Source organism: Streptomyces spectabilis (assembly GCF_008704795.1).
In the GTDB taxonomy this organism is placed as follows: Bacteria; Actinomycetota; Actinomycetes; order Streptomycetales; family Streptomycetaceae; genus Streptomyces; species Streptomyces spectabilis.
This window is the reverse complement of sequence record NZ_CP023690.1, coordinates 8,577,906-8,600,397: the sequence shown is the minus strand read 5'-3', so window position 1 is coordinate 8,600,397 and position 22,492 is coordinate 8,577,906. Positions and strand designations below refer to the sequence as shown.

The following is a 22,492-nucleotide window of genomic DNA, read 5'->3' as shown; positions in this document are numbered from 1 at the left end:
GTCCGTTTTCCGTCGGGCGCGGTGCGCCGATGGCTTCACCCCTTTCGGGAAAGCAGGTCCGGCCTCTTCGGGCTGCCCTGATTTCCCCGCTCCGGTCCGCCGCTCCACTCCTTTCGAGAGAAGTTGGTGCCGTGCAGAAAGAACGTGTCCGCGTGGGCGTCATCGGTTGCGGAACCGTCGCCCAGATCATGCATCTGCCCTATCTGCAGAGCCTCTCCGACCAGTTCGAGATCACCGCGCTCAGCGACCTCTCCCCCGGCCTCCTCGACGCCCTCGGCGAGCGGTACGGGGTGCCGCACGGGCGGCGCTTCACGGACTACCGCGCGCTGCTCGACACCGATGTGGACGCTGTCCTCGTGCTCAGCGGCGGCAGTCACGCGCCGCAGGTCCTGGCCGCCGCCGAGGCGGGCAAACACGTCCTGGTGGAGAAGCCGCTGTGCTTCACGCTCCGCGAGGCCGACGCGATCGAGGCGGCCGTCGCCCGGTCCGGAGTGCGCCTCATGGTGGCCTACATGAAGCGCTTCGACCCCGGCTTCCTCTATGGGAAACAGCTGGTCAGCGCCATCGAGGAGCCTCGGTACGCGCAGATCAACACCCTGCACCCCAGCGAGGACCAGTACATCGCCATGCACGGCGTGCGCCGCTTCGACGACGTGCCGGGCCAGGTCGCGCGGGAGCTGCACCGGGCCCAGGAGGAGCTGCTCGACGAGGCGGTCGGCGCGGTCCCGGACGCCCTGCGCTTCGTCTACCACGACGTGTTCCTCGGCAGCATGGTGCACGACGTGAACGCGCTGCGGTCCCTTGTGGGAGAGCCGGACGACGTGCTGTTCACGGAGATCTGGCCGCGGGACTCCCGCTTCCCCTCCGTGACGACGGTCCTCGCGCACCCGGGCGACCTGCGGACCAGCTACACCTGGACCTATCTCGACGACGTCCGCGACTACTTCGAAGAGATCGCGGTGCTTTCCGCAGGGCAGCGGGTGCGCATTCAGTTCCCCTCCCCATTCCTCAAGCACTGGCCCACTCCTGTCGTCGCCCAGCACATGGAGGACGGCGCCCTGGTGGAAAGGAGAATTCAGGCCTCGTACGACGAGGCGTTCCGCGAGGAACTGCGCGCTTTCCATGCCTGCGTCGTGGACGGCACGCCACCGCTCACCGATGTGCGCGACGCTCGGGAGGACATCGCCGTACTCCAGCGCGTCTTCGCCAGGAGCGCACCCGGAGGACTCGGCGGCGAAGCGGGCAAATGCCCGTGATCCAGGGCCTCTCCCCACCACGCCGAACTTCAAAGGAATGTAAAGCATAAACGCGAGAGGCAATGCGAAGCCGACGCACAACGCGGCAGAAAGGCCCAGGGAAGCATGAGCACCACCGCCATGCCCGCGTCGACCCACCACACCATCGCCCTTGAGCGGAGCCACCGCCTGCCGGGCGGGCAGTCCATGACGGACCTGTCCGGTCTCGTCGTGGACCGCGCGCGCAACGCCGAGGTGTGGGACAAGGACGGCAAGCGGTACATCGACTTCTTCACCGGCGTGGGCGTGTGCAACATCGGGCACTCCCACCCCAGGTTCCTGGCCGAGGTCGGGGAGCAGCTCGGCGCGTGCGCCGTCGGCACGTTCTACACCGACGCGCGCTCGCGTTACTACGAGCTCCTCGCCGCCCAACTCCCCGAGCGCCTCGGCAAGATACACATGTTCTCGACCGGCAGCGAGGCGGTCGAGGCCGCCGTGAAGCTCGCCCGCGCCGCCACCGGCAAGCACGAGGTCGTCAGCTTCTGGGGCGGCTTCCACGGCAAGACCCAGGGCGCCCTCAGCCTGCACGGCGGCCCCCGCAAGCACCGCTCGGGGCCGTTCCCGCCGGGCTCCCACCAGGTGCCGTACGCCTACTGCTACCGCTGCCCCCTCCAGTTGGAGCACAGCACCTGCGGCCAGCGGTGCGTGGACCTCGCCGAGCAGTCCATCGAGAACGGCTCGGTCGGGGACATCGCCGCGATCATCGTGGAGCCGGTGCAGGGCACGAACGGCAACATCATCCCGCCCGCCGGATATCTGCGGGCCGTGCGCCGGCTCGCGGACCGGCACGGGGCCCTGCTCATCCTGGACGAGGTCATCACCGGCTTCGGCAGGACCGGCTCCCTGTTCGCCTTCGAGCAGGATCCCGAGGTCCGCCCGGACGTCGTCGTGCTCGGCAAGGCGATGGCGTCGGGCGTCCCCGCGAGCGCGATCGTCAGCAGGGCGGAGCTGGTCGAGGGCACCTCCTTCGGCCAGCCGAGCGCGGCCGCCTCCACCTTCGGCGGCAACCCGCTGGCCAGCGCTGCCGCCCTCGCCACCCTGCGGATCCTGCTCGACGAGCGCCTGCCCGAACGGGCCCGCCTGCTCGGGGAGACGGTGGCGCGCCGACTGGCCTCCTGGAAAGAGGAGTTCCCCTTCGTGGGCAACGCCGCGAACGTCGGCCTCATGGTCGGCGTGGAGCTCGTCGAGCCCGGTACCCGGCGGCCGCTGCCCAAGGACGTCACCCGCCGGATCTTCCAGGACCTGCTCGCCGAGGGCGTCCTGGCGATGGCGTACGACAGCAGGATCCGGATCTACCCCCCGCTGAGCATCCCGGCGGACCACCTCGACGAGGGGCTGGCGGCCTTCGAGTCGGTCTTCCGGTCGCTGCGGCCGAGTCGGCCGACACGGCAATGACGCAGAAGTGACACAGAGACAGAGATGAGGAGCGCCATGGAACTCGGGTGCGTGGTGCGCAGCGCCCCGGAGGCCGAGCGAGCCGCCCGCCTCCCGCTGGACTACCTGGAGATCAAAGGAGACATGCTGTGTGTCGAACGCGGTGAGTTCGCCGCCCTGTGCGTCCGGCTGCGGGCTGCGGGCCTGCCCTTCAAGGCCATGACGTCCCCGCTGCCGCGCCGCTTCAAGTGCCGTGTCGTGGGCCCGGACGCCGACCACGCGGCGGCCCTGGACGTGTTCCGCGACATGTGCGACCGGGGGGCCGCGCTCGGCGTGCGCACGGTCGTCCTCGGCAGCGGGCAGGCCCGCTCCGTCCCGCCCGGCCACGTGCGCGGACAGGCCCTCGGGCAGTTCAGGGACTTCCTGGTCCAGGCGCACCAGGTGTGCGCCGAGCGCGAGATGACGCTCGCCCTCGAACCCCTGAACCGTACGGAGACCAACTTCGTGAACTCCTGCGCCGAGGCGCGCGAGGTCGTCGACAGCCTCACCGGCGTGGACGTGCGGATCACCGCCGACTGCTTCCACATCATGAGCGAGCAGCTGCCGATCGCCGACGATGTGGCCGCCGCGGGAGCGGCCGTCGGACACGCGCACACCTCGTCCGTGCCGCGCGGCAGCGGTGACTTCCACGAGGGCGCGCAGAAGGAGTTCGTGGCGGCGCTGCTCGCCGCGGGGCACCGGGGCGGGCTCACCGTCGAGGACGACTTCGGCGACTTCGGGCGCGAGGCGTCCGCCGCGGTCGACGTCTTCCGCCGCGTCCTCGCCTCCGTCTCCGGCCCTTCCATGCCCTGAGGAGTCCGTATGCCCCTGAGCTTCCTCACCGACCACACCTCACCCCTGATGCGCGGCTTCGCGGACGAGGTCGTCGCCCGCTGGAACGAACGGCGCCCGGACGCCCCGGTCGCCCTGTCCGTCCTGGACCACGAGGAGCTGCGCGACCGGCTGCACGCGGGGCTCACCGGCGAGAGCCCGCCGGACGTCATGACCTGGTTCGCGGGCAACCGCATGCGCTCCCTGGTGGACCAGGGCCTGATGCTCGACATCTCCGCGATGTGGCGGGCGGAGGGCTTCGCCGATGTGTACCTGCCGAGGTTCCGCGCCATGACCGGCGGCATGGGCCCCTCGTCCTTCCTGCCGACCTCCCACTACTGGTGGGCCGTGTACTACCGCCCTTCGGTCTTCGCCGAGCTCGGCATCCGCACCACGGTCGAGACCTGGCAGGATCTCACGGACGCGTGCGCCGTGCTGCGCCGCGCGGGCGTCACCCCGTTCTCCCTCGGCGCCCGCCACCGCTGCCCGGCCGCCGCCTGGTTCGACTACCTCGACATGCGGCTCAACGGGCCCGCGTTCCACCAGGATCTGATGGCACTGCGCGTGCCGTACACGGACCACCGCGTCACCGAGGTGTTCGCGTTCTGGCAGCGCCTCGTGGAGGACGGCTGGTTCCTCGGCGACCCCGCGGCGTACGACGAGGAGGAGGCCGTCGCGGCGGTGCTGCGCGGCGAGGCGGGCATGACGCTCGTGGGTGCCTACGCCACCGACGAGTACACCCCGCCCGGCGAGCCGGACATCGACTTCTTCCGCTTCCCCCTGATCGACCCCGGCCTGCCCGTCGGCGAGGACACCCCGGTCGACGGCTACTTCGTGGCCGGGACGAGCGGGGCGCCCGAGGAGGCCACCGCGTTCCTCGCCCATCTCGGGTCGCGCGAGGTGCAGCAGCTGACGATCGAGCGCCTCGCCACGCTGCCCACCCGCACCGACGTGGACGTGGCCCGGGGCGGACGGCACGTCACCAAGGGCATGGAGATCGTCCGGAACGCCGACCACCTGGGGCAGTTCTACGACCTCGACACCACGTGGGAGCTCTCGGACACCGGCATGGCGGCATTCGTGGCGTTCCTGCGGGAGCCGTCGCGCGCGGTGGAGCTGCTGCACGAGGTGGAGGCGGCCCGCAGGGAACTCCTCGCGGCCCCGTCCTCGGCACCGGTCTGACCCGCCGGTCCCCCGCCCCCTCTCCCTTCCGCACACCCCCGTTCCTGACGACAAGGGGACAGACATGTCAGCGGTACGCAGTTCACCTCTCGCCCTCCTCGGCGGCACGCCGGTCCACGACGGCGCCTGGCCGGCCTGGCCGCAGGCGCCCGATTCCACCCTGGCCCTGCTCAACGCGGCCGCCACGTCCGGGCGTTGGGCGGTCAGCGGCATCTACACCGGCACCCCGAGCTTCGAGCGGCGCTTCTCCGACGCCTTCGCCGCCTACCACGCGGCGCCCGGCGTGACGCCCTACGCGGTGCCGACGACGAACGGCTCGGCCGCGCTCACCATCGCCATGGAGGCCCTCGGCGTCGGCCCCGGCACCGAGGTCATCGTGCCGGGCCTGACCTGGGTGGCCTGCGCGTCCGCCGCACACGCGCTCGGCGCCACGCCGGTGCTCGTGGACGTGGACCCGCACACCCTGAGCATCTCGGCCGACGCCGCCAAGGCCGCGGTCACCGACCGGACCCGGGCGATCCTCGTCGTGCACGCCTACTGCTCGGGCGCCGACGTCGACGCGTTCCAGGAACTCTCGCTGAGCACCGGCATCCCCGTCATCGAGGACTGCTCGCAGGCCCACGGGGCGGAGTGGCGGGGCCGCAAGGTGGGCACGTTCGGCACCATCGGGGTGTTCAGCCTCCAGCAGACCAAGGTGCTCACCTGCGGCGAGGGCGGGGTCGTCCTCACCACGTCGCCCGAGCTGCACGACCGGCTCCAGCAGTACCGCGCCAACGGACGGCGCTACACGGCCCACCCGGTGGCGGGCCAGTTGGAGCTGGAGGACGTCGGCGCGGTCGAGGGCCACAACCACTCCATGTCCGAGTTCCACGCGGCGGTCGCGCTCAGCCAGTTGGAGTTCCTGGAGGAGCAGACCGCGCGGCGCGAACGCAACGCCGCCGTCCTCACGGACCTGCTCGCCGCCGTCCCGGGCGTGTCGACGCTGCCCGCACCGGCGGGCCTGACCCGGCGCACCTACTACGACTTCGTCATCCGTCTGGACGCGGAGCTGCTCGGCCCGGTGCCCGTCGACCGCGTCGTGGACGCGATGTCCGCCGAGCTGAACATGTTCTTCGAGACCCTCGACACCCCGCTGAACGCCAACCCGCTGTACGTGCCGCTCAAGTCCCCGCGCACGCCCGGCTCGGACGAGGCGCGGCGGGGCCTGGACCCGGGGCGGTTCGAGCTGCCCGCGGCGACGGCCGCGTACCGCACCTGCTTCGCCTTCCTCCACCAGGCGCTGCTCGGCACCGAGCGGGACGTGACGGCGATCGCGACCGCCGTCGAGAAGGTCGTCACCCACCTCGACCAGCTCGGGGACGGCGCGGAGAGGGGCCGGGCATGAGCGTGCGTCTCGCCGACGGCAAGGTGCACAACCCGGAGGGCATCGAGGTCAACGCCAGCCTCCAGTGCAACATGCGCTGCCGGTCCTGCGCACACCTCTCGCCGCTGTACCGCCGCGAGAACGCCGACCCGGCGGAGATCCACGACACCCTGAGCGTCCTCGCCCGGAGCTACCACGCCTCGTACGCGAAGATCATGGGCGGTGAGCCGCTGCTGCACCCGGACGTCGTCGGCCTGATCGAGGCGGTGCGGGCCACCGGCATCTCCGACACGGTCCTCGTGGCCACCAACGGCACGCTCCTGCACCGCGCTCCGGAGCGCTTCTGGCAGGCCGTGGACTCCCTGGAGATCTCGGTCTACCCGAGCCGGACGATCGCCCCCGAGGAGATCGAGCGCTATCGCGCCCTGGCCCGGGACCACGGGGTCTCCCTCCTCGTCAACTACTACGGGCACTTCCGCGCGGTGTACTCGGAGTCGGGCACCGACGCGCCGGACCTGGTCCGGGACGTCTTCGACACCTGCAAGCTCGCCCACTTCTGGAACTCGCACACGGTGTACGACGGCTGGCTCTACCGCTGCCCGCAGAGCGTGTTCATGCCCCGGCAGCTGCGCGACGGCGGCTGGGATCCGCGCGTCGACGGGCTGCGCATCGAGGAAGACCCGGCGTTCCTGGAGCGCCTGCACCGCTTCCTCACCGCCGACGATCCGCTGCGGGCCTGCCGGAACTGCCTGGGCAGCGTCGGCAAGCTGCATCCGCACCAGGAGCTGCCGCGCGCGGGGTGGCAGGTGACGGAGCGCCTTGAGGAGCTGGTCGACTACCCGTTCCTGGAGGTCTGCAAGGACGACATCACGGCCGACGACGGCTGCGTGGAGCGGTCGTTGTCCGCGCCGGTGGGAGGTGTCTGACATGACGGCGAACGAGAAGTCGGCCGCGGCCGGGCCCGGCGAGAGCGTCACCGTCGTCACCCTGACCCGCTACCGGCCGGTCCTCGTGCAGCGGGCCATGCGCAGCGTCCGCGCCCAGGTGGCCGACGTGCCGGTGCGCCACCTCGTCCTCATCGACGACAGCCAGGAGACGCTGGCCGCGCTGAGCGAGGTGACGGACGCGTTCCCGCACTGCGAGGTCCGGTACGTGGAGCGCGAGCCGCACGAGAGGTCAGGACCGGGGCGGTCCTCGCGCCTGCGCAACCTCGGGGTGCACCTGTCCGACTCCTCGTGGATCGCCTACCTCGACGACGACAACGAGTGGACGCCCGACCACCTCCAGTCCCTCCTCGACGAGGCCCGCGCGCACTCCGTGCGCGCCGCGTACAGCGAGGTCGGCCTCCTGGACAAGGACGGCGCCCCGTACCTCGCACCGCGGTGGCCGTGGGCGAACAGCGTCGCCGAGGCGGAGCGGATGTACGCGGACTACGTGGCCAAGGGCATCTGTGTGCCGGGCTCGAACGTGATCAAGGACCGGCCGGGCACGTACGAGGTGCCCGTCGACACCAGCGCCTGGCTCCTGGCGCGGGAGCTGCTGCTCGCTGTGCCCTTCGAGGAGCGGTTCTCCGCCGCCGACGCGGACGGCCTGGTCAGCGAGGACGACAAGCTCTACTACCGCCTCGTCCAGAGCCGGGAGCCGATGGTGTGCACGGGGCGCGCGACGCTCCGCTACTACCTGGGCGGCTACTCCAACAGCCGCGAGACCGTCACGCCCGAGGAGCGGGGCGCGATCGCCTGGGCCTCGGAGTGAGGCGGCTGCCCGACACCCGCGGTGCGGAACGACGACAGACAAGGGAGAGGGTTCCGTGGTGACCGAGTCGACGACCGCGGCGGGAGACCGCTGCGCTCTGGGGGCCGAGCACGGCTCCTACCACTGGGGGGACAGCCTCAAGCTGTTGGAGGGGGTTCCCGACGGCAGCGTGCGCGCGGTGGTCTGTTCGCCGCCCTTCGAGGGCCCGCGGCTCATCGCCGACGAGGACCGCACGGGCGCGGTGTTCCTCGACTGGCTGATGCCGTTCTTCCAGCAGTTCGAGCGGGTGCTGCGCCCGGACGGCTGTGTGGCGTTCGAGCTGGGCGGCCTCTGGCTGTCGGACGCGCCGGGCAAGGCGGTGCAGCACGCCGGTGCCGTGCACGCCCTGGCGAAGGCGGGCTGGCGGCTCGTGCAGGACTTCTACTACTACAACCCGCAGCTGCTCAACCCGGAGCCGGAGGGCGCGGCACGGGCCCCGGACTCCGTCACGCCCATCTGGGTCATGGCGCGCACGCACGACGTGCACTACGACGTCTCGGCGCTGCGGCATCCGGCACGACGGCCCTTCGTACGGGGCAACCTGCTGGAGTTCGACACCTCGGGCAGCTATGACCAGGCGTACGAGAAGACCCTTGCGGAAACGTCCCTGCACCCCTATGCGGACCGCTGGCCCACGGTGGTCCCGGAGTTGTTCGTGGAGCTGCTCACCCGGCCCGGCGATCTGGTCCTCGATCCGTTCGCGGGCAGCGGGGCGACCTGTTTCGCCGCCGAGCGCCTGGGCCGGCGGTGGCTCGGCTTCGAGCTGGACCGGGGCCTGGAGCAGCACGTGCGGGCGATGTTCGCCGCCCGCCGCGCGGGCTGAGCGCTCCGCTGGTTCTGCCGCGCCCTGCCGTCGATCGCCTGCGGAGTCGTCCTGGCCGGCCGCGCAGTTCCCCGCGCCCCTTCGGGGCACTCCCGTACCGCATGGCGGGTGGGTGGTCCCGTGCTCCGGCACGGGGCCGCCCACCCTTCCCCGCAGGTTCCTGATGAGTCGTCAGGCCGGGGTCAGGAGCGCTTCCGGCACTCGGCAGTCGATCCACCGGCCGCCGTCGGCGGCCGAGGCGTAGGCGCCGTCGATCACGAACGACGTGGTCAGCGCCTCCCGGATGAGGCCGCGGCCGCGCTCGGGCTCGGCGACCACCGCCGTGAAGTCAAGGAGCATCCGCTGGAACCACTCCTGGTGGGACGGGTCGTCGAAGCCGGACTCGATGGACGTGCGGACCACGACACCGTCCGCCGCGTAGGTGAGGTCGTCACCGTCGACGACCACGGAACCGGAGGTCCCCATGATCGAATATCCGGTGCTGCGATGACCCGCGGCCCACGACAGGTGCAGCGCGATCTCGACGTCGCCCTCGCACCGCAGCCGCAGCAGCGCGGTGTCCTCGGTGTCGGCGTACGCGGCACCGTCCCGCAGCCGCCCCGTGAGGCAGGAGACCGACATCGGGGTCAGCCCTGTCAGGTTCATGGCAAGGTACACGCTGTGCGGGCCGTGGTCGCGCAGGATGCCGCCGTGCGACGTACCGGGCTCGCGCCGCCAGTGCGGCCGCCAGTCGCGCACGCCCTTGGCGTGTCCGGCGCGCAGCGTGCGGAAGTGGGCGCCGACGACCTCGCCGAAGCCGGGCGCGGCGATGCGCTCCTTCATCGCCGCGAGCACGGGCGCGTACTTGTAGACGTGGCACGGGTAGTAGACGCGGTCGCTGGCGTGGATCCGGGCCAGCTGGCCGGCGTAGCCGTCGGCGGCGGGCAGGAAGACGGGCTTCTCGCACAGGACGTGCAGTCCGTGCGCGAGCGCGAGGTCCGAGTACTCGGCGTGGCTGCTCGGGGGCGTGCAGATGTCGACGAAGTCGAGGGTCTCGTTCGCGACCAGCTTGGCGAAGTCGCTGTAGGCGGGGATTCCGAACGATTCCTCCGCATGGCTCCGCCGCTCCTTCGAGACATCGATGACCGCAGCTATGGATAAGTCCTCTACCCGCGAATAGCCGACCATGTGTCCCATGGCTATGGTGCCGAATCCAATGATGGCGCCGCGCATGGCGAACCTCCTTCTTCAATACGCCTTCCGGACGCGTGAAGAGCACGCGAGAAAGGGGATGCGTGCACAATTTTTAAGTGCCGTACGACGCACTGTCAACCGGCGGCCACAATGAAAGCGTTGCCTTTTCCGGCTCTCGATATAAAACCGGAGCCGTTTATCAGGCACGCCCGAAATCGATGTCCGGGAACGGTTTTCGAAGGAATATGGGGGCCACGTCATGAAATCGAGCCCAGCCGGTGCGGCCGGATCGCCCGCCGCCGCGCGGGTCGCCGTGGTCGGCGGTTCCGGGTTCATCGGGAGGAACCTGCGCAAGGCACTGGACGCGGCCGGCGTGCGGATGTGCTCGTTCACCCGGCAGCGCCCCTTCGCGCAGGGGGGCCGGGTGCACCGCGCCCTGCTGCGGTCGCACACGGTCTTCTACGTGGCGGGCGGCGTGACGCCCGCGCGGGCGGAGCGGGAGCCCCGGCTCGCCGCGCAGGACTACTGGAATCTCCAGCTCCTGCTGTGGGGGCTGCGCGGCGCGACCCACCGCCCGCTGGTGGTCCTCGCGAGCTCGGGCGGGACCGTGTACGCCCCCGAGGCCGATCCGCCGTACCGGGAGGACGCCCCGACGCGCCCCGTCTCCACCTACGGCGCGGTGAAGCTCGCCCAGGAGCGGGCCCTGGCCTGCGCCGCGTGGACGGCCCCTGTGGTCCTCCGCCTCGCCAACGTCTACGGACCCGGGCAGCCGGCGGGCGCCGGGTTCGGGGTGATCCCGCACTGGGCCGGTGCGGTGCGGACGGGCGGGGCACTGACGCTGATCGGCCGCTCCCGGCGGGACTACGTCCACGTCGACGACGTGTGCGCCGCCCTGCTCGCGGCGCACCGGCGGGCCGACCTGCTGCGGGCCGCGCCGGGACCGACCACGCTGAACATCGGCTCCGGCGTGCCGACGTCGCTCGACGAACTGCACCGGCACTTCGAGCGGGCGGCGGGCCGCGCGCTCGACGTGCGGCGCGAGCCCGCCCGGAGCTTCGACCGGTCGGACGTGTGGCTGGACGTGACGGCGGCCCGCGAGGTCCTGGGCTGGACTCCCCGCACCGGCCTGGCGGACGGGCTCGCGGGCACGCTCGCCGCTGTCGCCCCGCCCGCCCGGCTCCCGTCGTGACCGGCCGGGCGGACGCCACCGGTCCGCGGCTACGCCGGGGTGCGCAGGGCCGCGCGCCGCTGGAGCGGCTCCCACCAGGAGCGGTTGTCCGCGTACCACGCGACGGTGTCGGCGAGGCCGCGCTCGAAGCCGACGAGCGGGGCGTAGCCCAGCTCCGTGGCGGCCTTGGTGCAGTCGAGGGAGTACCGCGCGTCGTGGCCCTTGCGGTCGGGGACGCGCTCGACCCGCTCCCAGCCGCGGCCGGTCGCGGCGAGCAGGTGCCCGGTCAGCTGCTCGTTCGTCAGCTCGGTGCCGCCGCCGATGTGGTAGACCTCCCCGGCCCTGCCGTGGCGCAGCGCCAGTTCGACGCCCCGGCAGTGGTCCGACACGTGCAGCCAGTCACGGACGTGCTGTCCGTCGCCGTACAGCGGCACCTTGCCGCCGTCGAGGAGGCGGGTGATGAACAGCGGGATGACCTTCTCGGGGAACTGGTAGGGCCCGTAGTTGTTCGAGCAGCGGGTCACCACGACGTCCATGCCGTGCGTGCGGTGGCAGGCGAGCGCGAGCAGTTCGGAGCTCGCCTTGGTGGCCGCGTACGGCGAGTTCGGCGCGAGCGGACTCTCCTCGGACCAGGAGCCGACCGGGATCGAGCCGTAGACCTCGTCGGTCGACACGTGCAGGAACCGGCCGACGCCGTGCCGGCGCGCGGCGTCGAGCAGCAGCTGCGTGCCGAGGACGTTCGTCGTCACGAACGGGGCGGACCCCGTGATGGACCGGTCCACGTGCGTCTCGGCGGCGAAGTGCACCACCGCGTCGTGCCCCGGCACCACCTGGTCCAGGAAATCGCCGTCGCATATGTCCCCGTGCACGAAGGAGTGCCGTGGATGGCCCGCGACCGGGTCGAGGTTTTCCCGCACTCCGGCATACGTCAGCTTGTCCAGGACGGTGATACGGATGTCGTTCGCCGCGCCAGGGGCCAACAGCATGGACCGGACAAATTCGGACCCGATGAAACCGGCACCGCCCGTCACAATAATCCGCATGGAGAAAAGATACACACGGACGGGGGTACGGCGGTAGGGACCCCGACAGGAAGGGAGGAAAGGGCCGGTCCGCACGAACGGCCGGCCCGCCGTCAGCAATGCGCGGAATCATACTTGCAGGAGGCACCGGTTCCCGTCTGTGGCCGGTCACCCAAGCCGTTTCCAAACAGCTCATGCCGGTGTTCGACAAACCCATGGTCTATTACCCGCTGTCCACCCTGATGCTGGCCGGAATCCGCGAGATCCTCGTCATCACCACCCGCGAGGACGAGGTCGACTTCCGGCGGCTGCTCGGCGACGGCTCGCACCTCGGCCTCCGGCTCACCTACCGGGCGCAGGACCGGCCCGGGGGCATCGCGGAGGCCTTCCTCATCGGCGCCGACTTCATCGGCGGCGAGCCCGTGGCCCTGATCCTCGGGGACAACATCTTCCACGGCCGCAGCTTCGGCGTGCAGCTGCGCGAGCACACGGCCCCCGACGGCGGCCGCATCTTCGCCTACCCCGTCGCCGATCCCACGGCGTACGGCGTCGTCGAGATCGGCGAGGACGGCACGGCCCTGTCCATCGAGGAGAAGCCCGCCAAGCCCAAGTCCCGGTACGCCGCCGTCGGTCTGTACTTCTACGACGAGCGCGTCGTCGACATCGCCGCGGGGCTCCGCCCGAGCGAGCGCGGGGAGCTGGAGATCACCGGGGTGAACGAGGAGTACCTGAGGCGCGGCGCGCTGTCGGTGACGGTGCTCGACCGGGGCACCGCCTGGCTCGACACCGGCACGTTCACGGCGATGGTGCAGGCGTCGGAGTACGTGCGCGTCATCGAGGAGCGCCAGGGCCTGAAGATCGGCTGCGTGGAGGAGGTCGCGTGGCGCTGCGGCTACATCGACGACGAGCGGCTGCGCGCGCTGAGCGGGCCGCTGCTCAAGAGCGGGTACGGGCGCTATCTGCTGAGCCTGCTCGACGAGGACGCGCTGTTGTGAGGGACGGGCACGGGCCCGGCGCGGTGCGGCCGCGCCGGGCCCGTGCGGTGCGGGCGACCGCCTCGGCGGCCGTCGCCCTCCGTCGGCGGATCAGTTGTTGATCTTGGTCCAGGTGAAGGCGACCTTGTCGCCCGCCTTGATGTGCAGCTGGCAGCCGCCGACCTGCGTGGCCTCGCCGTTGACGGCGATGTTCCAGTAGTACGCGTTGCCGCCGTTGTGGCCGCCGATGGTGGTCACGAAGTAGTCGTCGAAGGACGGGTACCAGCTGCCGTCCCAGGTGAAGCCCTGCTTCTTGGCGGCGTCGTCGAGGGCCGCCGTCGGGGTGGGCCCCGCCGAGGTGTTGGCCTCGTTGTTGGTGCCGTCGCACTTGTGGGTGCCGCCCGAGGCCGTGGTCACGGAGTGCCCCTTCGTGGTGACACTGCCGTTGAAGACGTTGCCGTTGGGGCCCTTCACGGTGACGGTGACCTTGACGGCCGTGTTGGCGGTCGCCTTCGCGGGCGCCGCGTCGGCGACCGGGGTGACGGCGAGGGCCAGGCCCAGGGCGCTGACGACGAGGGCGGCTCTTCGGCCGAGCGAGAGCGTGGAGGTCTTGCGCATGGTGTCTCCTTGCATAGGTGCGTAGGTGCGGAGTTGCTGGTGCTGAGGAGGAGGGTTCAGAGGGTGGTGCGGCGGCGCCGCACCACGAGGACGGCCGTCGCGCCGGCGGCGAGCAGGGCGCCCGCGGTGGCCGCGAGCGGCAGGGAGGACGTACCGGTGGAGGCGAGGCTGCCGCCGGGGTTGCCCACGGGCTGCACTCCGGAGCCGCCCACGTCGCCGCTGCCGCCGGAGTCGTAACCGGCCTGCGGGGCGGGCGCGTTGCCGCCGCCGTCGGTCGCGTCGTCGTCCGAGCCGCCCGTCGTGGCGTCGTCGCCATCGCCGCCGGTGCCGCCGTTGCCGCCGCCGGAGTCGGTGCCGCCGTCCGAGCCGGTGCCGCCGTTGTCGCTGCCGTCGCCGCCCGATCCGCCGTTGCCGCCGGATCCGCCGCCGTCCGTGCCGCCGTTGTCACCGTCGCCGCCGGAGGTGCCGCCGTCGCCGCCGCCGGTGTTGCCGCCCGGGGTGCCGCCGCCCGGTACGCAGCTGATCTCCTCCAGGTCCGCGGCGGCGTCGCCCGCGTCCACCTGGGCGAGGGACTTGCCCGCGAGCGCGGGCACGACCTGGGCGGTGGCGCGCAGCGCCATGCCGTCGGCCTTCGGCTCCAGGAAGCCGACGGCACCCCAGTCCTTCTGCGGGGCTGCGCAGTTCACCTGGCGGGACCTGAGCCAGGCGACGCCCTTGGCGGCGGCCTCCGTGCGGCCTCCGGCCGCGAGTGCCTGGACGGCCAGGGCGGTGCTGTTGGAGTTGCCCTTGGCGGCGCTGCCCAGGAAGCTGTCGGGGAAGCCGCCGTCGGGAAGCTGCTTCTTCTCCAGCCAGTTCAGGGCGGGTTTGGCGGCGGCCGTGCGGCCCGAGCCGAGCAGGGCCTGGACGGCCAGGCCCGTGCTGTCGATGTGGGAGCACTTGTCGGGGGCCGCGTTGAAGTACAGCGGGTAGCCGCCGTCCGAGCAGCGGGACCCGGCGATGAAGTCGACGGCCTTGTCCGGCGCCCCGCCGGTGCGTTGCAGCGCCAGGACCGCGAGGGCCTGGGTGAACTGCTGGGAGCTGTCCCCGCTGGGGCTCTTGTCAGTGAAGCGGCCGCTCGGCTGGAGGCGTTCGGTGAGGGTCTTCACCAGGTCGTAGCCGCCGAAGTCCTTCGGGTCGCGGTGTTCGATGCCGGCGACGAGAGTGAGCTTGGCGAGGCCGCCCGCGTAGACGGTGCCGGGGCCGCCCTTGCTCTCGATGTAGCCCTTGGCGTTGGCCTCCAGCCAGTCCGTCACCTTCTTCTGCACGGCGCCGCCGGTGTCGGTCGAGGCCAGGCCCATGACGACGTCGGCGGTCAGCCCCACGTCACCCTTGGCGTTCGAGCCGTCGGTCAGCTTCGAGGACATCCAGGTGGCGGCGGCGTTCGCCGGGGCCTTGGGGACGAGCGCGGTCCCCGCCGCCGGCTTCGCGGGCTCAGCGTGGGCGGTGACCGGCAGCAGCACCGTGGCGAGGGCGGCCACCGGTATCCCCACCGCCGTTCTCGACCGTACGGACAGAGGCATGGCGAAGCTCCTTGTGCTTGCGGGAGGAACGGGAAGAGGACGGTGCCGATGAGGTGTCCGGAAGCGGCGCGGCGGTGTCGGCGGCCGGCGCCGACAGGGTCACCGGCGCTCCGAAGGCGGCGCGGCGCGCGGCCCGGCGCAGGACGGCCAGGACCGCGGGGCCGAGCGTGACGATCGCGACGAGGTTGGTGAGCGCGCGGCCGGTGTCCCAGCCGAAGGTGGAGGTGACCAGCGTGAAGACGGCGAAGCGGTGCAGGTTCTCGCCGATCGACGCCCCCGGCACGAAGGACAGGTCGGTGTCGGGGCCCGCCGTGAACGGCCAGAACCACATGTTCAGGAGGAAGCCGAAGAGGTACGCGACGACGACGCCGTAGGCCGCGAGCATCGCGATCTCCGCCCGCCCGGACACCCGCTTGGGCAGCAGCCCGGCGCCGAGCCCGATCCACCCGGAGGCGATCATCTGGAACGGCAGCCAGGGCCCGACGCCGGCGGTGAGCAGCGCGGAGGCGAACAGCGAGGTGCAGCCGAGCACGAAGCCGAAGCCGGGCCCGAACACCCGGCCCGCGAGGACCAGCAGGAAGAACACGGTCTCGATGCCCGCCGTGCCCGCGCCGAGCGGCCGAAGGCCCGCGTTGACGGCGGAGAGCACGCCGAGCATGGCCAGGGCCTTGGTGTCGATGCCGCCGGACGACATCTCGGCGAGGACGACGGCGAGCAGCACCGGCATCGTCAGGAGGAAGACGAGGGGCGCGTCGGTGGTGTGCGCGACGCCCTCGGGGCGGGGCGCGGCGAACAGCGGCCAGAAGAACATGGCGAGCCCCGCGAGGCTCGCGAGGGTGAGCACGACGGCGGTGCGCGCGCCGATCGGCAGGACGGGGACACGGATGCGCCGGGCGCCGGCGCGACGGCCCGTCGTGGCGGGGCTCCCGGTGCTCACACGGCCTCCAGGGCGGTCCGTACCTGCTCCACCGTCAGCCACTCCTGGGGGCTGAGCACCTTGGCGACCTGGGGTGCGAACGCGGGTGAGGAGACGACCACGTCGGCCGTCGGGCCGTCGGCGACGATCTCGCCCTCGGCCAGGACGACGACGCGGTCGGCGGCGCGCGCGGTGAACTCCACGTCGTGCGTGGCGACCACGATCGCGCGCCCCTCGGCGGCCAGGCGCCGGATGACGCCGGTGAAGGCTTCCTTGGCGTGGTAGTCGAGACCGCGCGTCGGCTCGTCGAGGAGGACGACGCCGGGCGCGGCGGCGAGCTGGACGGCGAGGACGAGGGCGAGCTGCTGCCCTTCCGACAGGTCGCGCGGGTGCCGGTCGCCGGGGATGCCGGGCGCGAGCGCGTCAAGGAGGGCGCGGCAGGTGCCGTCGGCGGCGTCGGACTCCCGGTCGGCCTGCGCGCACTCGGCGTCCACGGTGTGCAGATAGAGCAGGTCGCTCGCGGTCTGCGGGACGAGCCCGACGAGCGCGCGGGCCTTGCGGGCCGCGACCTTCCCCGGGTCGGTGCCGCGCACGTCGACCTGCCCCGAGTAGCGGGGCCCCGAGCCCTGGAGCGCCCACAGGAGCGAGGACTTGCCGGAGCCGTTGCGGCCCATGAGGGCGGTGACCTCGCCGCCCGCGAGATCCAGGTCGAGTTCGCGTACGGCGACGGTGTCGCCGTACGCGACGGTCACCCGCCGCGCGGACAGGGCGGGTTGCCCCTGGGTCGCGGGCACGGCGGCCGGGGCGCGGCCGGTGAGCCGGGTGCGCAGTTCGGCGGCCTTGCGGCGGGCGTCGCGCACCGAGAGGGGCAGCGGCTCCCATCCGGCGAGCCGCCCCAGGCGGACGACGGGCGGCGCGACGTCGCTGTCGCGCATCAGCTCCGCCGGGTCGCCCTCGCGGACGCGGCCGTCCCCGGTCAGGTGCACGAGCCGGTCGGCGTACTGCAGGACGCGTTCCACGCGGTGCTCCGCGACCAGGACGGTGGTGCCGAGGTCGTGGACGAGCCGGGTGAGGGCGGCGAGCACGTCCTCGGCGGCGGTGGGGTCGAGCGCGGAGGTGGGCTCGTCCAGGACCAGGACCTGGGGGTGCGCGGTGAGCACGGAGCCGATAGCGACGCGCTGCTGCTGGCCGCCGGAGAGGGTGCGCAGCGCGCGCCTGCGCAGCTCGGCGATGCCGAGGAGGTCGAGGGTCTCCTCGACGCGCTTGCGCATGACGGCGGCGGGGATCGCCAGCTGCTCCATGCCGTACGCGAGTTCCTCCTCGACGGTGTCGGTCACGAAGGAGGCGAGGGGGTCCTGGCCGACGACGCCGACGACGTGGGCGAACTCCTGCGGCGGCGCGTCGGCCGTGCTGAGGCCGTCGACGCTGACGCGGCCCTGGAGATGGCCGCCGGTGAAGTGCGGCACGAGGCCGTTGACGGCACCCAGCAGGGTCGACTTGCCGACTCCTGTCCGCCCGGTGACCAGGCACAGCTCGCCCTCGCCGACGGTCAGGTCGACCTCGCGCAGGGCGGGCTCGGGAGCGTCCGCGTAGGTGAAGGTGACGTGCTCGAAGCGGATCACGCGGCGGCCTCCCGGGGCCGGGGGGCGGCGCGCGGCGGCGTGGGCGCGAGCCAGGCGGGCAGGACCCCGGCAAGAGCGGCGAGCGCGGGAAGCGCGGTCACTTCGGGCCAGGCGAGGGGCGAGAGGGAGGGGTAGAGGGAGGCCGCGTCCGTGCGGGAGACGACGTACATCAGCACGCCCGCGGCGAGGCCGGACGCGGCCACGGACCACTCGGCGGCGCGCCACGGGTCGGGCCGGTAGATGCTGCGCCTGACGCGGCGCCCGCCGAGCACGAACCCGGCCACGGCCAGGGCGAGTCCGGCGAGCAGCAGCGGCGTGCCCAGGTAGGGCGGCGTGCTCGCGCCCATCGCGCCGTACAGGCCGCCGCACACGCCGAGCAACCCGGCGATGACCAGGGCGCCGGTGAAAAGGCGGGTGCGCGGGGCGGTGCGCCCGGTGTGGCCGTAGCCGTGCGAGGCCATCGCGGCGGCGAGGGCCAGGGAGCGGTTCATGGCGTCCTCGAGGACGGGGATGACGATGCCGCGCAGTGCGCCGATGCCGCGGTAGCCCTTCTTGACCGTGCCGCCGCGCAGCAGCCGGGCCCTGCGCACCCGCTGCACGCTCTCGACGAGCTGCGGCGCCACGGTGAGCGTGACGACGACGGAGGTGCCGATCTCGTAGAGCGCGCCGGGCAGCGCCTTGAGCATGCGCTTGGGGTTGGCGAGGGCGTTGGCCGCGCCGACGCACACCACCATGGTGGCGAGCCGCAGTCCGTCGTACAGGCCGCCGAGGAGCTGCTCGGCGGCGACGGGTCCGAACAGGCGGATCCCCGCGGCCCATTGGGGCAGCGGGATCTCCGGCAGTGTGAACAGGACGGTGTCGCCCTGGCCGCCGCCGAAGACGACGCGGAAGACGACGCGCATCACGACGATGAACGCGCCGAGGGTCAGATACATCCGGAACGCGAGCGCCCAGGGCGCGTCGTCGCGCCGCTGGGCGACCACGAAGCCGACCGCTGCCAGGATCAGGACGAGCAGCACGGGGTTGGCGGTGCGGCTCGCGGCGGCGGCCATGCCGAGCGCCCACAGCCACCACGCCCCCGGGTGGACCGACCGGGCGAGTCCGGTCACGGGGCACCGCCCGAGGCGCGGCCGCGGCGGCGCCAGGCCGTCACTCCCCCGGCGACGGCGAGGGCCACGGCGGCGGCCGCGCCGACGACCGTGCCGGTGGGCACCCCGTCGTCCTTGGCCGCCGACACGGTCCGCTTGTCCTCGCCGCCGGTCCAGTCGGCGGCCTCGCTCGGCGCGGGCGCGGGGCCGGAACTCATGGAGGGCGACGGCTTCGCGCTCTTCTCGCCGTCCTTCTTGCTGTCCTTCTTGCTGTCCTTCTTGGCCTTCTTCGGGTCCTTGGCCTTCTTGTCCTCGGCGCCCTTCCCGCCGTCCTTCTCGCCCTGGTGGCCGGGCGGCAGCGCTAGGCCGCCGCCGTCGGCGGGTGGCCGGGCGCCGTCGCTGTCGCGGGGGCCGCCTCCGGCGGGCGGGGCGCCCCGGTCGGAGGTGTCGGGCGTGGTGCCGCGGTCCGGTGCTCCGCCGCCGGGCTTGCCGCCGCCGGTGTGTCCGCCGCCCGTGTGCCCGCCGCCGCCCGCTCCGCCGCCGCTGCCGGGGGCCGCGGGACGCCGGGGCGCCACGCGCGGCGCCGGGGCCTCGCCCTGGTCGCGGTCGAGGGAGAAGGACCAGCCTTCGAAGCTGCCCTTGGGCGGGGTGCGGTACGTCGCCCCGTACTGGCTGTAGGTCCAGCGGCCGCCGTTGGAGGCGTGCCAGTACGACCAGTAGGCCTTGGCGGGCGGGGTGTCGAGGCAGGACTCGCGGTCGGCGCCCGGCTTGCCCTCCAGACGGCAGATGAAGGACTCGCCCCAGCGGTTGGTGCCGGCGACCTGGATGCCCGCGTCCTTGAGCGCGGCGAGGCCGGTCCGCTGGGAGCCGACGGCGCACCGCACGAGGGTGGTCCCGCCGAGTTCCCGGAAGTCCACGACGACGGTGACGCCCTCGCCGTTCCTGCAGAAGCCCGCGTGGCCGCGGCCGGTGTCCACCGCGGCGGCGGGCGCGGCCGGGACGGGCCCGACGCCGAGTACGGCCGACGCGAGCAACAGCCCGAGCGCGGCGGCGAACGCGCGTATCGCGCCGGCCATGTCGAGGTGCCCTTCGGTTGGGGTCCGCACGGGACCCCGCACCACGGTCGCCGGTGCCGCACGAAAAACCCCTGACGCGCGTTCCAGAAGGAAGCGGCAGGGGGCCGTAGGAGCCGGTGACGGGCTCTGGGCTCCACGCTGCAGACCATGACAGTGAGAAGCAGTGCACGTACGGCGGCGGGCAGCCCGACTCGCGGTCACGCCTGAGGCGTGCCGCACACGGTTGCAGGTCAGTGCCGGACTCTCACCGGCTTTCCCCAGTCGCGTACGCATTCAGTTGTCTGTGTGTGCCCTCAGCTGCACTTTTCCTTCACAGCCGAAGCACACGCATCGTAGGCCCGCCCCCACGGGCCGCGCCAGGCCGGTGAGTTGTGACGTCGGCCACCGAATGGCCTGATCCTTATGGAGGGTGACATTCCCTCAGCGATCACTCGAACGGCACATGCGGAAACGATCCGCCAGGTGAGGCCTCCCGCGTTCCGCCGTCCGGCGCGGGGCACCGCGGCGATCCTCGGGCCGACGTGGTTCCCTCTCGACTTAGGAGTCCTCTGGTGCGTATCCGTCGCAAGGTGATCGGTGCCCTCGGTTCGGCCGCGCTCGCGCTGACGTCGTTCGGGGTGGTGACCGCCTCCGCGAGCCCGGCGGCCGCCGACCCGTGCGGGTTCTACGAGACGAGCTCCGACGCCTACTACCAGCACTGCACGTCGGACGGCTCCCGCGTGGTGATCCAGGTCAGGGTCGCCCTGGCCCCGGACTACGAGCGGTGTGTCGCCCCCGGCAAGACCTGGCTGGGCTCCGCCGACAAGATCCAGGGCGCCCACTACGTCGGTCGCACCTGCTGACACCGGCCACGGGCGGGGCGGCTCACCAGGGGGCGCCCCGCCCCCGGCGGCGCGGGAGTCAGCCCCAGAGCGCCCGCGCGAGCGCCGCGCCGGTGACCGCGGCACCGAGCCCCGCCACCACGCTCGCCACCGCGCTGGCCGCGGCGAGGAACCGCGTGCCGGTCTCGGCCAGGCGCAGCGTCTCGTACGAGAAGGTGGAGTACGTGGTCAGCGCCCCGCACAGGCCGGTGCCGACGAGCAGCTGGACGGAGTCCGACGCGGCGCCGTAGGTGACGGCCCCGGTGACGACGCCCAGGATCAGACAGCCGACGACGTTGACCGTGAAGGTGCCCCAGGGGAAGGCGGAGTCGTGGCGGCCCTGGACGGCACGGTCCGTCAGATAGCGCAGGGGCGCGCCGACGGCGGCTCCGGTGAGCACGAGCAGCCAGTTCATCGCGGCCTCCGGGAGAGCACGCGACGGGTCGTCGCCGCCGCCGTCCACACCGCGGCGAGGGCCACCAGCGGGGTCAGGGCCAGATACGCGAGCGCGGTGCGGGCGTGACCGTCCCCGATCAGCCGCTGGATGTCGACGGCGTACGTGGAGAACGTGGTGAAGCCGCCGAGGACGCCCGTGCCGAAGAAGGGCCGCACCAGGCGGTGGGCGCTCCACACCTGGGTGACGAGCACCATGAACGCGCCGATCACCGCGCAGCCGAGCGCGTTCACCACCAGCGTGGTCCAGGGGAAGGCGGCCGTCGCGGTGGGCCAGAGGAGCGCGGCGCCGTAGCGGGCCCCGGCGCCCGCGGCGCCGCCCGCCGCCACCGCGGCGAGCACCGGTGCCTGGCCGTGGTCCCGCCCCCGGCCCCGGCTCCCGGCGGGTGCCGGGACGTCGAGGTCCGGATCGATGGGTTCGGGCTCGGCGGTCCGGTCGCGCGGTGCTGTCATCGGGTGTGCGTCTCCCACTCGTGCGCCGCCCGGGTGCGGGCGCGCGTCCTCACAAGCAGGGACCGTTGGCGGTGCCGTCACCGCGGTTGGGGTACGGCGGGCCCCACCGCCGTACGGCCGTCGCCCGCGTCACGGGTCCGGCCGCACCGCCCAGGATAGTCGGCACCGGGCGGACCGGCCGCTCGGCGGCCCGGCGGCCGTACGCGGGCCGGGACCGGTCAGCGCCGCAGCTTGACCCGCGAGAGCGCCGCCACGCCGAGCGCGGCGAGCCCGATCTGGATGAGCCACTCCGCCCAGTCGACGCCCTCGGTGTCGGCGACGTCCAGGCCCTCGGCGACGGCGGTGCCGACGAGGGCCGCGATGATGCCGACGACGATGGTCCACAGGACGCCGATGCGCTGCCGCCCGGGGACGACGAGCCGCCCCAGGATCCCGATGACGGCGCCGATCACGATCGCACTGATGAGCCCTGAGATCTCCATAGCTCCGCTTTCCCTCGGCAGAAGTCCCTTGCGCCTCACCGGGTTCCCGGCAACGCGCCCGGCAGTCGTGACGGCGGGCCGGTCGTGGCCGGGCGGCGTCGTGGACGTTTCCGCCCCGGTTGTCAGGGCACCCGCGAGCATGCGGGTCCCGCTGCCCATGGAGTGGGGCAGCCGTGCGGCCCCTCGGGCTCCTGGCACGAGGCCGCCGGGTCCCTGGGCGCGGGCCCGTACCCCGCGCCCAAGGCTCCTCACTCCCCGTGGCTTCCCAGCCGCAGCTGCGGGTCCCCCGGCGGTTCCCCGGCAAACCCGGATCCGCCGGTCACCTCC

Annotated in this window: 22 protein-coding genes and 1 riboswitch; of the genes, 11 read left to right on the top strand and 11 right to left on the bottom strand. The window is 72.7% G+C overall.

What is annotated here, in order from left to right; all coding sequences use genetic code 11:
• Positions 1 to 131 precede the first annotated feature (131 nt).
• From CP982_RS36635 to CP982_RS36600, 8 genes are all read left to right on the top strand, one after another.
• Positions 132 to 1,256, top strand: a complete 1,125-nt coding sequence (locus tag CP982_RS36635; RefSeq protein ID WP_170316568.1) for a Gfo/Idh/MocA family protein — start codon at positions 132 to 134, stop codon at positions 1,254 to 1,256.
• Between the two features lie 105 nt (positions 1,257 to 1,361).
• On the top strand, positions 1,362 to 2,690 hold the full coding sequence (locus CP982_RS36630) for an aspartate aminotransferase family protein (RefSeq protein WP_150514411.1): 1,329 nt from the start codon (positions 1,362 to 1,364) through the stop codon (positions 2,688 to 2,690).
• Positions 2,691 to 2,714: 24 nt separating this feature from the next.
• Positions 2,715 to 3,521, top strand: a complete 807-nt coding sequence (locus CP982_RS36625; protein ID WP_150514410.1) for a sugar phosphate isomerase/epimerase family protein — start codon at positions 2,715 to 2,717, stop codon at positions 3,519 to 3,521.
• A gap of 9 nt (positions 3,522 to 3,530) precedes the next feature.
• Positions 3,531 to 4,721 (top strand): ABC transporter substrate-binding protein, encoded by a 1,191-nt coding sequence (locus CP982_RS36620; RefSeq protein WP_150514409.1) that lies wholly within the window; start codon positions 3,531 to 3,533, stop codon positions 4,719 to 4,721.
• 64 nt (positions 4,722 to 4,785) lie between these two features.
• Positions 4,786 to 6,105, top strand: coding sequence for a DegT/DnrJ/EryC1/StrS family aminotransferase (locus CP982_RS36615; RefSeq protein ID WP_150514408.1), 1,320 nt, complete (start codon positions 4,786 to 4,788; stop codon positions 6,103 to 6,105).
• Positions 6,102 to 7,010 carry a radical SAM protein gene (locus CP982_RS36610; RefSeq protein ID WP_150514407.1) on the top strand — a complete coding sequence of 303 codons (909 nt, stop codon included), beginning with the start codon at positions 6,102 to 6,104 and terminating at the stop codon, positions 7,008 to 7,010. Before CP982_RS36615 ends, CP982_RS36610 begins: the two co-directional genes overlap by 4 nt.
• Before the next feature lies 1 nt (position 7,011).
• A complete protein-coding gene (locus tag CP982_RS36605) occupies positions 7,012 to 7,839 on the top strand; it encodes a glycosyltransferase family 2 protein (protein ID WP_150514406.1) in 828 nt (275 codons plus the stop codon).
• Positions 7,840 to 7,897: 58 nt separating this feature from the next.
• The gene (locus CP982_RS36600) at positions 7,898 to 8,701 is read left to right on the top strand and encodes a DNA-methyltransferase (RefSeq protein WP_170316567.1); all 804 of its coding nucleotides are present in this window, start codon (positions 7,898 to 7,900) and stop codon (positions 8,699 to 8,701) included.
• 171 nt (positions 8,702 to 8,872) lie between these two features.
• Here CP982_RS36600 and CP982_RS36595 read toward each other — a convergent pair whose 3' ends face one another.
• Positions 8,873 to 9,913, bottom strand: a complete 1,041-nt coding sequence (locus CP982_RS36595) for a Gfo/Idh/MocA family protein (protein ID WP_150514404.1) — start codon at positions 9,911 to 9,913, stop codon at positions 8,873 to 8,875.
• Positions 9,914 to 10,133: 220 nt separating this feature from the next.
• Between CP982_RS36595 and CP982_RS36590 the strand changes: the two genes are divergently transcribed.
• On the top strand, positions 10,134 to 11,063 hold the full coding sequence (locus CP982_RS36590; RefSeq protein WP_150514403.1) for an NAD-dependent epimerase/dehydratase family protein: 930 nt from the start codon (positions 10,134 to 10,136) through the stop codon (positions 11,061 to 11,063).
• Between the two features lie 29 nt (positions 11,064 to 11,092).
• Here the strand turns inward: CP982_RS36590 and rfbB are convergent, their stop codons facing one another.
• Complete coding sequence (rfbB, locus tag CP982_RS36585) at positions 11,093 to 12,085, bottom strand: dTDP-glucose 4,6-dehydratase (protein WP_150514402.1); 993 nt, start codon at positions 12,083 to 12,085, stop codon at positions 11,093 to 11,095.
• 98 nt (positions 12,086 to 12,183) lie between these two features.
• On the opposite strand from rfbB, the gene rfbA reads away from it, so the two are divergent.
• On the top strand, positions 12,184 to 13,059 hold the full coding sequence (gene rfbA, locus CP982_RS36580; protein WP_150514401.1) for a glucose-1-phosphate thymidylyltransferase RfbA: 876 nt from the start codon (positions 12,184 to 12,186) through the stop codon (positions 13,057 to 13,059).
• A 90-nt stretch (positions 13,060 to 13,149) separates the two neighbouring features.
• On the opposite strand, the gene CP982_RS36575 is transcribed toward rfbA, so the two are convergent.
• From CP982_RS36575 to CP982_RS36550, 6 genes are read right to left on the bottom strand one after another with little or no spacing between them, the layout of a single operon-like run.
• Positions 13,150 to 13,656, bottom strand: a complete 507-nt coding sequence (locus CP982_RS36575; protein ID WP_150514400.1) for a DUF4430 domain-containing protein — start codon at positions 13,654 to 13,656, stop codon at positions 13,150 to 13,152.
• Between the two features lie 56 nt (positions 13,657 to 13,712).
• The gene (locus CP982_RS36570) at positions 13,713 to 15,215 is read right to left on the bottom strand and encodes a prenyltransferase/squalene oxidase repeat-containing protein (protein ID WP_150514399.1); all 1,503 of its coding nucleotides are present in this window, start codon (positions 15,213 to 15,215) and stop codon (positions 13,713 to 13,715) included.
• The gene (locus CP982_RS36565) at positions 15,127 to 16,152 is read right to left on the bottom strand and encodes an ECF transporter S component (RefSeq protein WP_308294324.1); all 1,026 of its coding nucleotides are present in this window, start codon (positions 16,150 to 16,152) and stop codon (positions 15,127 to 15,129) included. Before CP982_RS36565 ends, CP982_RS36570 begins: the two co-directional genes overlap by 89 nt.
• Complete coding sequence (locus CP982_RS36560; RefSeq protein ID WP_150514398.1) at positions 16,149 to 17,753, bottom strand: ABC transporter ATP-binding protein; 1,605 nt, start codon at positions 17,751 to 17,753, stop codon at positions 16,149 to 16,151. The genes CP982_RS36565 and CP982_RS36560 overlap by 4 nt, the downstream gene beginning before the upstream one ends.
• On the bottom strand, positions 17,750 to 18,862 hold the full coding sequence (locus tag CP982_RS36555; RefSeq protein WP_150514397.1) for a CbiQ family ECF transporter T component: 1,113 nt from the start codon (positions 18,860 to 18,862) through the stop codon (positions 17,750 to 17,752). The genes CP982_RS36560 and CP982_RS36555 overlap by 4 nt, the downstream gene beginning before the upstream one ends.
• On the bottom strand, positions 18,859 to 19,917 hold the full coding sequence (locus CP982_RS36550; RefSeq protein WP_150514396.1) for a hypothetical protein: 1,059 nt from the start codon (positions 19,915 to 19,917) through the stop codon (positions 18,859 to 18,861). The genes CP982_RS36555 and CP982_RS36550 overlap by 4 nt, the downstream gene beginning before the upstream one ends.
• 159 nt (positions 19,918 to 20,076) lie before the next feature.
• A riboswitch (cobalamin riboswitch) is annotated at positions 20,077 to 20,227 on the bottom strand.
• A gap of 259 nt (positions 20,228 to 20,486) precedes the next feature.
• Here CP982_RS36550 and CP982_RS36545 point away from each other — a divergent pair.
• Positions 20,487 to 20,759 (top strand): DUF6355 family natural product biosynthesis protein, encoded by a 273-nt coding sequence (locus CP982_RS36545; RefSeq protein ID WP_184925407.1) that lies wholly within the window; start codon positions 20,487 to 20,489, stop codon positions 20,757 to 20,759.
• A 58-nt stretch (positions 20,760 to 20,817) separates the two neighbouring features.
• On the opposite strand, the gene crcB is transcribed toward CP982_RS36545, so the two are convergent.
• The 3 genes from crcB to CP982_RS36530 form a co-directional block, all read right to left on the bottom strand.
• Positions 20,818 to 21,192 (bottom strand): fluoride efflux transporter CrcB, encoded by a 375-nt coding sequence (gene crcB / locus CP982_RS36540; RefSeq protein WP_150514394.1) that lies wholly within the window; start codon positions 21,190 to 21,192, stop codon positions 20,818 to 20,820.
• Positions 21,189 to 21,683, bottom strand: coding sequence for a fluoride efflux transporter FluC (locus CP982_RS36535; protein ID WP_150514393.1), 495 nt, complete (start codon positions 21,681 to 21,683; stop codon positions 21,189 to 21,191). Before CP982_RS36535 ends, crcB begins: the two co-directional genes overlap by 4 nt.
• A gap of 218 nt (positions 21,684 to 21,901) precedes the next feature.
• Complete coding sequence (locus CP982_RS36530; protein WP_150514392.1) at positions 21,902 to 22,165, bottom strand: GlsB/YeaQ/YmgE family stress response membrane protein; 264 nt, start codon at positions 22,163 to 22,165, stop codon at positions 21,902 to 21,904.
• Positions 22,166 to 22,492 lie beyond the last annotated feature (327 nt).